Source organism: Pseudomonas sp. NCIMB 10586, from assembly GCF_023127895.1.
GTDB lineage: Bacteria > Pseudomonadota > Gammaproteobacteria > Pseudomonadales > Pseudomonadaceae > Aquipseudomonas > Aquipseudomonas synxantha_A.
In genome coordinates, this window is record NZ_SPKQ01000002.1 from 151,598 (window position 1) to 166,300 (window position 14,703).

Annotated in this window: 13 protein-coding genes; 8 read left to right on the forward strand and 5 right to left on the reverse strand. The window is 59.6% G+C overall.

The features are described 5' to 3' along the window. Positions 1-72 precede the first annotated feature (72 nt). The 5 genes from E4P01_RS00985 to yccS all read left to right on the forward strand — a co-directional run bounded on the left by E4P01_RS00985 (position 73) and on the right by yccS (position 7,567). Positions 73-945: an alpha/beta hydrolase gene (locus E4P01_RS00985; RefSeq protein ID WP_032879030.1), complete on the forward strand. Its 873-nt coding sequence runs from the start codon at positions 73-75 to the stop codon at positions 943-945. Between the two features lie 53 nt (positions 946-998). Then, complete coding sequence (mdtD, locus tag E4P01_RS00990; RefSeq protein WP_148854082.1) at positions 999-2,426, forward strand: multidrug transporter subunit MdtD; 1,428 nt, start codon at positions 999-1,001, stop codon at positions 2,424-2,426. Between the two features lie 130 nt (positions 2,427-2,556). Beyond that, positions 2,557-3,894 (forward strand): ATP-dependent RNA helicase DbpA, encoded by a 1,338-nt coding sequence (gene dbpA, locus E4P01_RS00995; RefSeq protein WP_232289440.1) that lies wholly within the window; start codon positions 2,557-2,559, stop codon positions 3,892-3,894. 159 nt (positions 3,895-4,053) lie between these two features. Then, positions 4,054-5,232 (forward strand): NAD(P)/FAD-dependent oxidoreductase, encoded by a 1,179-nt coding sequence (locus E4P01_RS01000; protein WP_032879024.1) that lies wholly within the window; start codon positions 4,054-4,056, stop codon positions 5,230-5,232. Positions 5,233-5,383: 151 nt separating this feature from the next. After that, on the forward strand, positions 5,384-7,567 hold the full coding sequence (gene yccS, locus E4P01_RS01005; RefSeq protein WP_078822535.1) for a YccS family putative transporter: 2,184 nt from the start codon (positions 5,384-5,386) through the stop codon (positions 7,565-7,567). 109 nt (positions 7,568-7,676) lie between these two features. Here yccS and E4P01_RS01010 read toward each other — a convergent pair whose 3' ends face one another. Continuing rightward, entirely contained in the window at positions 7,677-8,414 is a 738-nt protein-coding gene (locus tag E4P01_RS01010; RefSeq protein WP_216090412.1) for a transporter substrate-binding domain-containing protein, read from the reverse strand. Positions 8,415-8,611: 197 nt separating this feature from the next. Here E4P01_RS01010 and E4P01_RS01015 point away from each other — a divergent pair, with 197 nt between their 5' ends. Further along, the gene (locus tag E4P01_RS01015) at positions 8,612-9,064 is read left to right on the forward strand and encodes a GNAT family N-acetyltransferase (RefSeq protein ID WP_078822536.1); all 453 of its coding nucleotides are present in this window, start codon (positions 8,612-8,614) and stop codon (positions 9,062-9,064) included. A gap of 97 nt (positions 9,065-9,161) precedes the next feature. On the opposite strand, the gene E4P01_RS01020 is transcribed toward E4P01_RS01015, so the two are convergent. From E4P01_RS01020 to E4P01_RS01030, 3 genes are read right to left on the reverse strand one after another with little or no spacing between them, the layout of a single operon-like run. Beyond that, positions 9,162-9,458 (reverse strand): winged helix-turn-helix domain-containing protein, encoded by a 297-nt coding sequence (locus E4P01_RS01020; RefSeq protein WP_216090413.1) that lies wholly within the window; start codon positions 9,456-9,458, stop codon positions 9,162-9,164. Positions 9,459-9,475: 17 nt separating this feature from the next. After that, entirely contained in the window at positions 9,476-9,976 is a 501-nt protein-coding gene (locus tag E4P01_RS01025) for a M48 family metallopeptidase (protein WP_032879017.1), read from the reverse strand. Positions 9,977-10,019: 43 nt separating this feature from the next. Continuing rightward, positions 10,020-12,125, reverse strand: coding sequence for an EAL domain-containing protein (locus E4P01_RS01030; RefSeq protein ID WP_216090414.1), 2,106 nt, complete (start codon positions 12,123-12,125; stop codon positions 10,020-10,022). Between the two features lie 310 nt (positions 12,126-12,435). Between E4P01_RS01030 and E4P01_RS01035 the strand changes: the two genes are divergently transcribed. Beyond that, complete coding sequence (locus E4P01_RS01035; protein WP_216090415.1) at positions 12,436-13,101, forward strand: polysaccharide lyase family 7 protein; 666 nt, start codon at positions 12,436-12,438, stop codon at positions 13,099-13,101. A 492-nt stretch (positions 13,102-13,593) separates the two neighbouring features. Continuing rightward, on the forward strand, positions 13,594-13,887 hold the full coding sequence (locus tag E4P01_RS01040) for a fructose-bisphosphate aldolase (protein ID WP_216090416.1): 294 nt from the start codon (positions 13,594-13,596) through the stop codon (positions 13,885-13,887). A gap of 104 nt (positions 13,888-13,991) precedes the next feature. Here E4P01_RS01040 and E4P01_RS01045 read toward each other — a convergent pair whose 3' ends face one another. Continuing rightward, positions 13,992-14,552: a DUF3757 domain-containing protein gene (locus E4P01_RS01045; RefSeq protein ID WP_248129857.1), complete on the reverse strand. Its 561-nt coding sequence runs from the start codon at positions 14,550-14,552 to the stop codon at positions 13,992-13,994. Positions 14,553-14,703 lie beyond the last annotated feature (151 nt).

Here is a 14,703-nt window from a genome sequence, read left to right on the forward strand (position 1 = left end):
TCCCGCCACCCCACCCACGTGCCCGCACGTGATGCATGACCTTGCCTGGACTGGGCAAGCTGGAGCCTTCAGATGAACCATGGAAGTTTTGTCATAGAGAAGCTGTTCAAACACTACAACGTTCACGTAGAGCAGCTCGGTAACCATCCGCATAGAAAAACCGTACTGATGGTCAATGGCGCGCTGTCCACCACGCGCTCCTTTGCCCGCACCAGCAAATGCCTGGCCGAGCATTTCAATGTGCTGCTGTTCGACTTGCCGTTCTCCGGCTACTCGCGCGAGCACAACACCGACCTTGACCTGGTCACCAAGGACGACGAGGTGCAAATCCTGCGTGCCCTGGTGGAACGCTTTGAGGTCAACCATCTGGTGTCGGCCTCGTGGGGCGGCATCTCTACGCTGCTGACCCTGGCGCACAACCCGCCCTCCATCGAAAGCTCGGTGGTGATGGCCCTGGCGCCCAACCTCAACCAGGCCATGCTCGAATACGTGGAGCGCGTTCGCGTGTTGATCGAGGCCGATGACAAATCTGCGGTCGGCCACCTGCTCAACGAGACGGTCGGCAAATACCTGTCGCCGCGCCTCAAGCGCAACAACCATCGGCACCTGTCGACCATGGCCACTACCGAGTACCGCCAGGCGCGCTTTCACATTCACCAGGTCCTGGCCTTGGGCGATGGCAACTACTTGCCGGCGCTGCGACAGATCGAGACGCCGGTGCACTTTCTCAACGGTGCGCTGGACGAATACACCCCGGCCGCCGAGGCCCAGCTGTTCAAACAATATGTAGGCCGCAGCAGCTTTGCGGTGGCCGAGCATACCGGCCACCTGCTGGACCTGGAGTCTCGGGAGGCGGCGCTGGCAGTTCACCGTGCATTGCTGGATTTCCTGGTCGGAGAGCACGCAACGTTGTCGGACTTAGACGAACCGCCAGTGGGAAAATGAGCGACGAATGGCGCATAATCGCCAACACATAGCCTGCTAATAAAAGGGTCCCCATGCCGAATCGTGCCCCTCTCGATGCCAAGACCGCCCGCTGGCTCCCCTGGGTGGTAGCGATTGCCTTCTTCATGCAATCGCTGGATGGGACGATCCTCAACACGGCTCTGCCGGCCATGGCTCGGGACCTCGCGGAGAACCCGCTGCGCATGCAGGGGGTGGTGATTGCCTACATGCTCACCGTCGCCCTGCTGATCCCCGCATCGGGCTGGATCGCCGACCGCTTTGGCACCAAGAAGATTTTCTTTGGCGCGATCATGCTGTTCAGCCTCGGCTCGCTGCTGTGCGCGTTGTCCAGCAGCCTGACCATGCTGGTGGGCGCACGGGTGATCCAGGGCTTGGGCGGTGCGCTGATGCTGCCGGTCGGGCGGCTGGTGGTGCTGCGCGCTTATCCACGTTCCGAGTTGGTGCGCATCATGGGCTTCATCACCATCCCCGGCCTGCTCGGTCCATTACTGGGCCCGACTATGGGCGGCTGGATGGTGCAATACCTGACCTGGCACTGGATCTTCCTGATCAACCTGCCGGTGGGCATGATCGGCTGCTATGCCGTGTGGAAATTCATTCCCGACCTGCGCGGCAGCGAACGCACGCGCTTCGACGGCCTGGGTTTCCTGCTGTTCGGCGCGGCAATGGTGCTGATCACCATCGCCATGGAGGGCCTGGGCGAACTGCACCTGCCGCACCTGCGGGTCATATTGCTGCTGTTCGGCGGGTTCGCCTGCCTGGCGGCGTACTGGCTGCGCGCCGGGCATATTGATAACCCGTTGTTCTCGCCGGTGCTGTTCAAGACCCGCACCTTTGCCGTCGGCATTCTGGGCAACCTGTTTGCGCGGCTGGGCAGCGGCGCACTGCCGTTCCTGGTACCGCTGCTGTTGCAGGTGGCACTGGGTTACTCGCCATCGGAAGCCGGGATGAGCATGCTGCCACTCGCGGCGGCGGCGATGTTTGCCAAATCCGTGGCAAGGCCGTTGATCGAGCGCCTCGGTTATCGCATCGTGCTGACCGGCAACACCTTGGCTCTGGGCATCATGCTGGCGAGCATGGGCCTGGTCAGCGAGCACACGCCCTACCCGCTGCTGCTGGCAATGCTGGCGGTGCTGGGGGCGATCAACTCCCTGCAATTCACCGCGATGAACACCGTGACCCTGATCGACCTCGACGACGCCCAGGCCAGCAGCGGCAACAGTTTGTTGTCGGTGGTGGCGCAGTTGTCCCTCAGCCTCGGCGTGGCCTGTGCCGGCGCGTTGCTTGGCGGGTTTACTGCCGAAGCCGGCAATGATGGTGTGGAAAGTGTCCTCGGCGCGTTCCAGTTGACCTTCCTCACCGTGGGCATCATGGCGATGCTGGCGGCGGCGATCTTCCTGCAATTGTCGCCAAAAGACGGCAAACGCATGGTCAGCCGCGAGCACGATATCGAGCACTGACGGGCTTCTCGTCGAGAACTTGCGGGGAAAATCCCACAGGGCTGGTACACTGCGCGACATTTTGTTTTGCAGAGCCAGTCCCGTGACTACCATCGCCACCGCTTTTAATACTTTGCCCCTGTCCGCCGCCATGCTGGCTAACCTCGACTCGCTGGGTTACGTCGAGATGACGCAGATCCAGGCGCAAAGCTTGCCGGTGATCCTCAAGGGGCTGGACCTGATTGCCCAGGCCAAGACCGGCAGCGGCAAGACCGCCGCCTTCGGCATCGGCCTGTTGAACCCGATCAACCCACGTTACTTCGGTTGCCAGGCGCTGGTGATGTGCCCCACCCGTGAACTGGCCGACCAGGTCGCCAAGGAAATCCGTCGCCTGGCCCGTGCCGAAGACAACATCAAGGTGCTGACCCTGTGCGGCGGCGTGTCCCTCGGCCCGCAGATCGCCTCCCTGGAGCATGGCGCTCACGTCATCGTCGGCACTCCGGGCCGCATCCAGCAGCACCTGCGCAAAGGCTCGCTGGTACTGGATGGCCTGAACACCCTGATCCTCGACGAAGCCGACCGTATGCTCGACATGGGCTTCTACGACGCCATCGAAGACATCATCAGCAAGACCCCACCACGCCGCCAGACTTTACTGTTCTCGGCCACCTACCCGGTGAGCATCAAGCAGCTGGCGTCCAAGTTCATGCGTGCGCCGCAGCAGGTGAAGGCCGAGGCGTTCCACTCCGATGACCAGATCGAACAGCGCTTCTACGAAATCTCGCCGGAAGAGCGCATGGACGCGGTGACCAAGGTGCTCGCGCACTTCCGCCCGGCTTCCTGCGTGGCGTTCTGCTTCACCAAGCAGCAAGTGCAGGAAACTGTCGACCACCTGACAGCCAAAGGCATTTCCGCCGTCGGCCTGCACGGCGACCTGGAACAACGCGACCGTGACCAGGTACTGGCGATGTTCGCCAACCGCAGCACCTCGGTGCTGGTAGCTACCGACGTGGCTGCCCGTGGCCTGGACATCGACTCGCTGGACATGGTGATCAACGTCGAACTGGCCCGCGACTCGGAAATCCACATCCACCGCGTTGGCCGTACCGGTCGTGCTGGCGAGACCGGTATCGCCATCAGCCTGGTGGCGCCGTCCGAAGCGCACCGCGCCCAGGCCATCGAGCAACTGCAGAAGTCGCCGCTGAACTGGGACCAACTGGACAACCTCAAGCCGCAAAGCGGTGGCCCGCTACTGCCGCAGATGAGCACCCTGTGCATCGCCGCCGGGCGTAAAGACAAAGTCCGCCCAGGCGACATTCTGGGTGCATTGACCGGTGAAGCCGGCATTCCGGGCGCCCAGGTCGGCAAGATTGCGATCTTTGACTTCCAGGCATTCGTGGCCGTGGAACGCGGGATCGCCAAGCAGGCGTTGCAGCGCTTGAATGACGGCAAGATCAAAGGCCGGTCGTTGCGCGTGCGGATCCTGTAAATATCTCGCACACCAATGGAGATTCAAATGTGGGAGGGGGCTTGCTCCCGATAGCGGAGTCTCAGTCAATATAGATGTGACTGAACCACCGCCATCGGGAGCAAGCCCCCTCCCACATTTGACTGTATTTCAATTCAGAATTTGTATGAGGACACCGTTTTGCGCTCGACCGAAGTTGTAATCATTGGCGCCGGCGCGGCAGGCTTGATGTGCGCACTGACCGCCGCCGGGCGTGGGCGCAAAGTGATGCTGATCGACCACGCCAACAAGGCCGGCAAGAAGATCCTGATGTCCGGTGGCGGCCGCTGCAACTTCACCAATATGTACACCGAGCCTGCCAACTTCCTCTCGCATAACGCGCACTTCTGCAAGTCGGCCCTGGCGCGCTACACCCAGTGGGATTTCATTGGGCTGGTGGCCAAGCACGGCGTGCCGTACCACGAGAAAAAACTCGGCCAGCTGTTCTGCGATAACAAGTCCAGCGACATCCTCGGCATGTTGCTCGATGAGTGCATCCAGACCGGCGTGAGCCTGCACCTGGACACCTCCATCGAGGAAATCGCCAGGCTCGATAGCGGCTACCAATTGCAGACCACGCTCGGCGAGTTGCACTGCGAGTCGCTGGTGATTGCCACCGGTGGCTTGTCGATCCCCACATTGGGCGCCACCGGTTTTGGCTATCAAGTGGCCAAGCAATTTGGCCACGAACTGCTGCCAACCCGCGCCGGGCTGGTGCCGTTTACCATCACCGACCAGCTCAAGCCATTGTGCAGTGAGTTATCCGGCACTTCAGTGGATTGCCTGGTGAGCTGCAACGGCCAGAGCTTTCGCGAGAACATGCTGTTCACCCATCGCGGCCTGAGCGGGCCGGCGATTTTGCAGATCTCGTCTTACTGGGAATCCGGCGACACGGTGGAAATCAACCTGTTGCCCGATCATGACGCCCATGACTGGCTGCAACAGCAACAGGCCGAGCATCCCAACAGCGAGCTGAAGACCCTGCTGGGGGAGATTTTCACCAAGAAGATGGCCAACCTGCTGGCCCAAAGCTGGTTCGAATCCAAACCGATGAAGCAGTACACCCATGCTGAAATTGCCGATATCGCGCAAAAGCTTGGGAGCTGGCAACTCGTACCGGCCGGCACCGAGGGCTATCGCACCGCCGAGGTAACCTTAGGTGGAGTGGACACGCGGGAAGTGTCGTCCAAGACCATGGAATCACTGAAAAGCCCTGGCCTGTACTTCATCGGCGAAGTGCTGGATGTGACCGGTCACTTGGGCGGGTTCAACTTTCAGTGGGCCTGGGCGTCGGGCTACGCAGCCGCGCAATACGCCTGACACAAAGCAGTAAAAATGTGGGAGCAAGCCCCCTCCCACATTGGTTTTGTAGTGATCTTGAAAAATTTGCTGTTGGATGTGATCACCACACTTGCCGTGGCGTCCTTGATAGCTCAATTTAGCGACAACGTCCCGGAAGACTCCAGACTTCATGTCATCGACCTCGTTCAAGCAGTCCATGCGGCGCCTGTGGGCGCTGGATAAATTCAGCTACAGCGTACGGGTGTTCATCGCCCTCACCGGCAGCATGGCGCTGTGTTGGTACCAGGATGAAATGACGCTGTTGATCCCGCTGTTCCTGGGGATTATCGCCAGTGCCCTGGCCGAGACTGATGACAGTTGGCAGGGCCGCCTCAACGCCCTGGCGGTGACACTGGTGTGTTTCAGCATCGCCGCGCTGTCGGTGGAATTGCTGTTCCCCTACCCCTGGATCTTTGCCATCGCCCTGGCCCTGGCCAGTTTCTCCCTGACCATGCTCGGTGCGCTGGGCGAACGCTATGGCGCGATTGCCTCGGCCACCCTGATTCTGTCGGTCTACACCATGATCGGCGTGGACCAGCGCGGCGGCGCCGTCACCGACTTCTGGCATGAGCCGCTGCTGCTGGTGGCCGGCGCCGCCTGGTACGGCGTGCTGTCGGTGGTGTGGCAGGCGCTGTTTTCCAACCAGCCGGTGCAGCAGAGCCTGGCGCGGTTGTTCCGTGAGCTGGGGCGCTATCTCAAGCTCAAGTCATCCTTGTTCGAGCCGATCCGCCAACTGGATGTGGAAGCCCGGCGCCTGGAACTGGCCCAGCAAAATGGCCGGGTGGTCGCCGCGCTGAATGCGGCCAAGGAAATCATTCTGCACCGTGTCGGCAATGGTCGACCGGGCTCGAAGGTCAGCCGCTACCTGAAGCTGTATTTCCTGGCCCAGGACATCCACGAACGCGCCAGTTCGTCTCACTACCCGTACAACGCCCTGACCGATGCCTTTTTCCACAGCGATGTGCTGTTTCGCTGCCAGCGCCTGCTGCGCCAGCAAGGCAAAGCCTGCCAGACCCTGGCCGAATCGATCCAACTGCGCCAACCGTTCATCTATGACGACAGCTTCGCCGAGGCCCTGGGCGACCTGAACGCCTCCCTGGAGCACCTGCGCATCCAGAGCAACCCCGCCTGGCGTGGCCTGTTGCGCTCGTTGCGCGCCTTGGCCGCCAACCTGTCCACCCTCGACCGCCTGCTGGGCGACGCCAGCAACCCCGATGCCCTGGCCGACGCTACCGACAGCAACCTGTTGGACCGCGCCCCGCGTAACTTCAAGGAAATGTGGACGCGCCTGCGCACCCAACTCACGCCGACGTCATTGCTGTTTCGGCACGCCTTGCGCCTGTCACTGGCATTGACCATCGGCTATGGCACCCTGCACGCCATCCACGCGTCCCAAGGTTACTGGATCATCCTCACCACCCTGTTCGTCTGTCAGCCGAGCTACGGCGCCACCCGCCGCAAACTCGGCCAGCGGATCATCGGCACCGCCATCGGCCTGACCGTGGCCTGGGCGCTGTTCGATTTGTTCCCCAACCCGGTCGTGCAATCGATGTTCGCCATCGCTGCGGGCCTGGTGTTCTTTATCAACCGCACCACGCGCTACACCCTGGCGACTGCAGCGATCACCCTGATGGTGCTGTTCTGCTTCAACCAGGTGGGCGATGGCTACGGGCTGTTTCTGCCTCGCCTGTTCGATACCCTGCTTGGCAGCCTGATCGCGGGGCTGGCGGTATTCCTGTTCCTGCCGGACTGGCAAGGCCGGCGCCTGAACAAAGTGCTGGCCAATACCCTGACCTGCAACAGCATCTACCTGCGCCAGATCATGCAGCAATACGCCGCCGGCAAGAGCGACGACCTGGCCTACCGCCTGGCCCGGCGCAACGCGCATAACGCCGATGCCGCGCTATCCACTACGCTGGCGAATATGCTGATGGAGCCTGGGCATTTTCGTAAGGAGGCCGACGTAGGCTTTCGCTTTCTGGTGCTGTCACACACCTTGCTCAGCTATTTGTCGGGTTTGGGTGCGCACCGCGAAACCCAGCTACCGGCCGACGTGCGTGAGCATTTGATCGAAGGCGCAGGCAACAGCCTGGCGGCAAGCATTGATGAGATCGCCAGCGGCCTGGCCAACAAACAGCCGATTGCGATCCAGAGTGATGCCGAGGAAGGGTTGGCGGCAGAGTTGGAGCAAATGCCGGATGAGATCGATGAGGCGCAGCGGCTGGTGCAAACGCAGTTGGCGTTGATCTGTCGGCAGTTGGGGCCGTTGCGCACGTTGGCCGCGCACTTGATCAAAGACACCAGCGCGGCTTAGGCCGCTATCGGGGGCAAGTCGAATCGTCGCACCGCCCCTCCCACATTCGATTGGTGTATGCCGGTCCCTTGTGGGAGGGGGCTTGCCCCCGATGAGGCCCGCACAGACGCTACATCCCATGCGCCTTCATCAACCGCGCATAACTGCCATCCGCCTTCATCCGTGCAATCTCCCGATCAAAACCGGCAACAATCTGCGCGTGTTCGGGGTTCTTCAGGCTGACCAGGATATGCAAGCTGTTCTGGCTCAAGGGCTCGCCCACAAATGCCACGGCATTGCGCACCCGCGGCGATTCCCGCGCCAGGTAGTAACGCGCTACGTATTCATCCTCCAGCGTCAACCGCACGCGCCGGGCCGCCAACATGCGCACGGCCATGGCAAAGTTGTGCACCGGCACTTTCTGCAACAGCGTGTCTTGGTCAAACGCTGCCGAGTAGGCGTAACCGCGCACCACGGCGATCGTCTCGTCGTGCAGTTCTGTCAGGTTGCGATAAGCAATGGGATCGTCGCTACGCTTGAGAAAGCGCACACGGTTAAGCAAATACTCGCCGGAAAATTGCCCCAACTGCGTACGGGCCTCGTCGTACCAGGCGTTGATCAGCACGTCGTAGCGTCCGTCCCCCACCCCTTTCAAGGCGCGAGCCCAAGGCGCCTGGTCAAAATCACTGGCATACCCCGCACGGGCCAGGGCCGTGCTGACGATATCCGTGGCCAGGCCGCCATTGATCAGGGTGGCATCGGTAAACGGCGGCCAGCTATCCGCCACCAGGCGCAGGCGTTGTGCCAACACCGGTTGGGCCAGTAACAACACGGCGATCAAAGCAACGGCACGAGTCAATCGCGGCATGCTCAAAGTCCTTGGCGGGCAGGCAGTGGCCTGATAACAGTAGCTCATCAATGAGCGTGCACTGCAGATTACACAAAGAAGCCAACGGCGCACGCACTCAATGATGGCAAATTGACGCCATTCACACATTTGCCAATTTTAGACAGCGGCGCCCGCCACGCTTACTATCCAGGCACGTCTTTATCAGAGCACACATCATGACGGTTGATTGGGTTTGCAAACATCACGACGACTTGGGCAAGGACCAGCTATATGCCGTCCTGCGTTTGCGCAGCGAGGTATTTGTCGTCGAGCAGAAATGCGCGTATCAGGACATCGATGGGCAGGACCTGGCCGGAGACACCCATCACCTGATGGCCTGGGACGACAATGAACTGGTGGCTTACTTGCGCCTGCTAGACCCGGAGTCTCAGGGCGGCGATGTGGTGATTGGCCGCGTTATCGTTTCGCCAGCGGCAAGGGGCACCGGGCTGGGGCATCAAATGCTGGAAAAGGCGCTTGAGCGTATTGAGGATATCTGGCCGCAAACGCCGATTTTTCTCTCGGCCCAGGCGCACTTGCAGGGGTATTACGGGCGGTATGGGTTTGTGGTGGCGGGTGAGGAATACCTGGAGGACGATATTCCACATATTGGTATGCGGCGCATCTGAGGGCGCCATCGCAGGCAAGCCAGCTCCCACATTGGAACGCATTCAACTGTGGGAGCCGGGCTTGCCCGCGATAGCGTCAGTCCAGCCACTGCTGAACTCAGGGGTAGCCCAACACCTGCTTGATCGACGCCAGATTGGCCTCGATCCACCCCCGATCAATCGCGCCCCAATCCCGAATCCGATAACGCCCCGCATGGTTACGCGCACCATCCTCCTGCTCGAACTCACACACAATATCCAGGTCGGCCAACGCCACAATCGTGTCCTGGGCCGTGCGCCGTGGCATGCCAGTGGCCTCGGTCAGCGCCGGGACGCTGCTGGCCAACTGGCTGTCGATCAAATACGCCACATACAGGCGGCGATAGAAGCTGCTTTTGGTCTTGCTCACATCCATGGTCTGTCGCCTTGTGGTTAGGGCTTGCCCTGCAAATCGCGCCAGGTGAGGTACACCCGCAGGTCGAATTCCACCTGATGGTAGTCCGGCATCATGTATTGGCAGAGTTTGTAGAACGCCTTGTTGTGGTCCGATTCCTTGAAGTGCGCCAGTTCATGCACCACGATCATGCGTAGAAACTGCGGGGCGGCCTCCTTGAACAGCGAAGCGATGCGAATCTCTTTCTTGGACTTGAGATTACCGCCCTGTACCCGCGAAATCGTGGTGTGCAAACCCAAGGCGCGATGAGTCAGGTCCAGCCGGTTATCGAACAGCACCTTGTCGATGGACGGTGCGTTGCGCAAGTGTTCCTGCTTCAGGGCCAGCGCGTAGGCGTACAGCGCCTTGTCGCTCTGCACGGCGTGGCGTTCGGGGTAACGCTGCTCCAGATAGGCACCCAACTGATCCTTGGCGATCAGTTGACGCACTTGCTCCTGAAGCGCAGCGGGATAGGCCTGGAGGTATTTCAACGCAGTCATGGGGGTGTGCAACGCAAATGGGACGGGCGCCAGTGTAGCGAATTCAACGCACGCGAGGGTACGACCAGCCTGCAACGTCCTCGGCCGTCAACGGCAACGCCGCCCACGGCCCCTGGATATACGTGCAGCCATTGGCCTTGAGCCATTCTGTTTGCTCAACGGTCTCTACGCCTTCAGCGATCACCAACACATCAAAATGCCCACACAACTGGATGATGCTGCGGGCCATTGCGGCATCCCGCGACGAGCCTGGCAGGCGCGCCACCAACTGCGGGTCAAGCTTGAGGGTGTCGAACGCAAGATCGCGCAAATGGGCCAGGGAGCAGTGGCCAGCACCAAAGTCATCCAGGGCTATACGCACGCCAATGCGGCGCAGTAACTGCAATTGTTTGGTCGACTCCTCAAGATTATTCATCAGGCAGTCTTCACCGATTTCCACCTCCAACTGCCGCCCACGCAGCCCATGTCGCTCCAGTACCTGCTGCAGTTGGTTGGCCAGGTTGGGCATATTGAACTGGCTGCTGCTCAGGCTCACGCTCAGCACCAGCTCAGGGTCGAAGGTAGCTTGCCAGGCCTGGCGCTGAGCAGCGACTTGCTGGTAGATCCAGGTGCTCAACTGGCTGATCAAGTGCGCCTCTTCCAACAGCGGCAAAAACAAACCTGGTGGCACATCGCCGACACTCGGATGCTGCCAGCGCAACAGTGCTTCGACACCGCGCAGACGCCCATCATCCAGGCACATCTGGGGTTGGTACACCAAGGTGAAATCCTTGTTCGCAATGGCTGTGCGTACGCTGTCTTCGAGCATCAGCCGCGAACGGGCGCGGCCGTTCATTTCCTGGTCGTAGTAACGATACTGCTGACGTCCGGCGCGCTTGGCTTCGTACATAGCGATATCTGCTGCCCGTAACAGACCGCTCAGGTCCGAGCCGCAATCCGGAAACGTCGCAATGCCAATACTGACGCCGAGCATCACATCCAGACCGTCGACCTGCTGGCACACAGACACTCGCTCGATCAGCTTTTCCGCGATCTTCGCAGCCTGTTCGGGGAACTCAAGCTCCAGCAAGGCGGTGAACTCGTCCCCGCCAATGCGTCCGAGAATGTCGTAGGAACGCAGACATGCCTGCATTTGTTCAGAAACCCAACGCAGCACGCGATCACCGGCGTCGTGGCCCAACGTATCGTTGACTCGCTTGAAGCCATCAAGGTCCAGGTACAGCAATACCAGCGCCTGCTCACTGCGTTCGCCGCGCAGCAACGTATTCTCCACCGCCTGATGAAAACCCCGCCGGTTCAGCAGCCCGGTCAACGGGTCGGTCACGGCCTGGAACTCCAGCTGCTGGTGCAGGTGGCGCACTTCAGACATGTCCAGCACTGTCACCACCATCGCCTGCTGCTCGGCAGGCAAGGGCGCGCAGGATAACGCCACCGGCACCTGCTGCCCGCGACCCGTACGCAAAATGGCATCGTGCTGGCGCCACGTCTGGCCCTTGCGATACGCCTCGTACATCGGGAAGCCCAGCCAAGTGGGCACATGAGGTTTTTGCAGAAAACTGAGGAAACTCTCCCCCTGCAACTCGGCCATCGTGGCATTGAGCAGCCGCGAAATGGCCGGGTTGGCGTACTCGATCACACTGGTGTCGCCCACCACCAGAATGCCCTCGGCGGCGTTATCCAGCACCGAGGCATTAAAGGCGCGGGCCAGTTCCAGGTCATGGCTCAGGCGCTGCAAAGCGCGGCGATTACGCTGGTGATCCAGCAACGCCTGCACCTTGGGCTTGAGGATAAGTGGGTCAAACGGCTTGAACAGGTAGTCGATCGCACCGCTGGCATACCCTTCAAGTACCGCATCGGGTGAATGGGCAGTGGCTGTCAGGAAGATAATCGGCGTCATGCGCGTGCGTTGGCTGCCACGCATCAGACGTGCCACCTCGAAGCCATCCATACCGGGCATGCGCACGTCCAGCAACACCAGGTCGACGTCGTGGGCCAGCAGCAATTCCAAGGCTTCCAGGCCGGAAGCGGCGGTCATTACCCGCCAGTCTTCACACTGCAATAGCGCACGCATGCTGACGAGATTTTCCGGGTAGTCATCGACCACCAAAAGGACCGAACTGGCATCGCCTGGGTGTGGAGCGCAATCCATGCTACGTCTCTTCCTTGGGGAGCTGCACCGGTCAGTTCTGTTACCAAACCCGGATAAATACTGAGGGCTCACTCTAGCCTCGGTTCCAAAAAAGCAGAAGTGACGTGGATGCCCTCATTGAAACAAAAGCCAGGAAGCCGACTAACGGTAAGGCCCTGCAGCCCGCGGCTCATGGGCAACATGGCTTTTTGGCATTCCTCTGACGCCAATTAATTGCCAGCGATTGTTTAACAATTGCACCAGCACCGCCTATAAAGAACCGGTAAGGCCTCTGGGCCAACGTTTTCACCCTCTGTAAAAGGCCAACACCATGATCGACCTCTCCACCTGGAACCTGAGCATTCCGGTCGGCTCCCCGCCCACGACCATCGACACCCCAAGGCTGCTGAGTGGCTTCAACGATCAATACTTCCAGGCCGAAGGCAGCGATGTGCAGTTCTGGACCCCCGTGACCGGCACCCGCACCGAAAACGCCATTTACCCACGCAGCGAACTGCGCGAAACCTACGCCGACGGGCGCCTGCGCAACTGGACCTACCCCGAGGCCGACAACTTCCTGCGCGCCACCCTCACGGTCAACCAGGTACCCACCTCCGGCAAAGTCGTCATCGGCCAGATCCACGCCTATGACAGCCAGAAACCACTGATCAAGCTGGAGTACCAGTTCAAGGAGAAACTCCAGACCGGCAACATCGTCGCCAAGGTGCGCATGCGCCCGGATGAGGCCGAGAGCCAGGTCATCATCGTCGCCTCCAACGTGCCACTGGAGAAGAGCTTCACCTACGTTATCAATCTCAATAAAGCCGGGCTGCTCAGCGTGTACGCGGCCGACAGCGAGTGGAATGAACGCATTGGCGCTGCCTGGGGCGACAAGCCGTTGTACTTCAAGGCGGGGGTGTATGTGCAGGACAACAGTGGGGACAGCAAGGAGGGGGCAAGGGTGACGTTTGCGAAGTTGGATATTGATCACGAGTAAATGGATTAGCCTATTTCGAGTAGGCAACGTCCGATAAGCCCACGGATCATTCCCCGATAAATCCAGACGATTAAATCCCCTGTGGGAGGGGGCTTGCTCCCGATAGCGGTGTGCCAGCTCCAATAGCTGTGACTGACCCACCGCAATCGGGAGCAAGCCCCCTCCCACATTTGGCCTGTGTGGCCTGAGGGCTTGGTGTCCGTCCTACAGGACCGTTGCGGTCAGCCAACTCGCCGCTTATAGTTCGCCCCGTCGCTGGCGTTGATCAGCGATAGGGTTTCGCAGCCCTAACGATACGTGTGTAACCAAGCATCATGAATACAACGATGAGCGCTTCGGCGCCCGTCGTCTGTTTTATGGTGGCTGTGTGTGGGAGACCTCCGGGTCTGCCGGGTTCCTCGTATCCTCGGTCTGCGAACCCGCGCACAGCTACCACCCACTTCGTTTCGCAGCGAATGGCGGTAGTCCTTTTCAGATACGAGGATATTTGCCATGACCCAACAGCTTCCACCCCGCCGTTTCACCCCCTGCACCGAAACCGCCACCGACTACCCCGTGCTTCTCATCGACAGCGACGCCCCACTGCTCGACCTCCACGCCTGCCTGCGCGAACGCCTCAACGCGGCCATTGAACACCTCAACCTGATGGCCTGTTCCAGCCTGCCGGATTTCACAGAACGCGACCTGAACAACATCGCCAATACCGCACGCATTTTGGTTCAGGACGTGAGCGACGTGTTCCGGGTGATTGAACAGCAAGGGTTCGATACACCCAGCGCCGTCTAATCAAACTCCAGCAAAAAACCCGCACTCCTGCGGGTTTTTCATAAAGTGGACTTAATTAAATTTGTGCCGTCAGGTCAGCCCCAGCACCTGATGGCTTCGCCTTTCTACTGAGGAGGCAATGTCAATTTCGCAGGGCCCTTTGAGTTCATTAGCTCAAAAGTACAGTCTGTGACAGTGTTATTTTTACATTCCTTGTGCTCGTTCCAAGCACTGCCTTTAGCCACTGGAGGCAAGGTAAAACGCTTGGACAGCCTTAAATAGTCGCTCTTGCCTTTTCCCACGTAATCGCAGGTCACATAGTTATAAGGCAACTTCGTCTCGCTGTCTGTTCCCTGCTTGATCGCCGCGCCTGAAAAGCTGAACCCCTCAACCATCGAGCTATCCTCGACAAGCTGCTCACCACTCCACTCCTGCACCCCGCCTGAGAAGTGAATACTCACTGCCTTAATACTTGAGACGTCTGGACAAGACAGCGGGGCTGCATAGGCATTACCCATCAGCACTAATCCTCCAATAGCAGTAAAGCATTGAAGCGTTTTTAATAAATGCACCTGTGACATAGCCTGTATTCCCTTATTGGAGTAATCCTCTGCAGCATGCGCAAATTCATTAACGAAAAATACTGTCAACATTGACACTTTTAAATAAACATTAGGAATAAGCACAGCAATTTCAATAGCTAAATAATTATTCTCTCAGAGCACCAAATAAACAATCGAGATTGGCCGAACACGCATATCCAGCCCACTTTAAATATTTCCACAGAATGGTGAAAATCATGGCCTTAACCAAACCCAAGGTTGTGTGTGGGGGGGG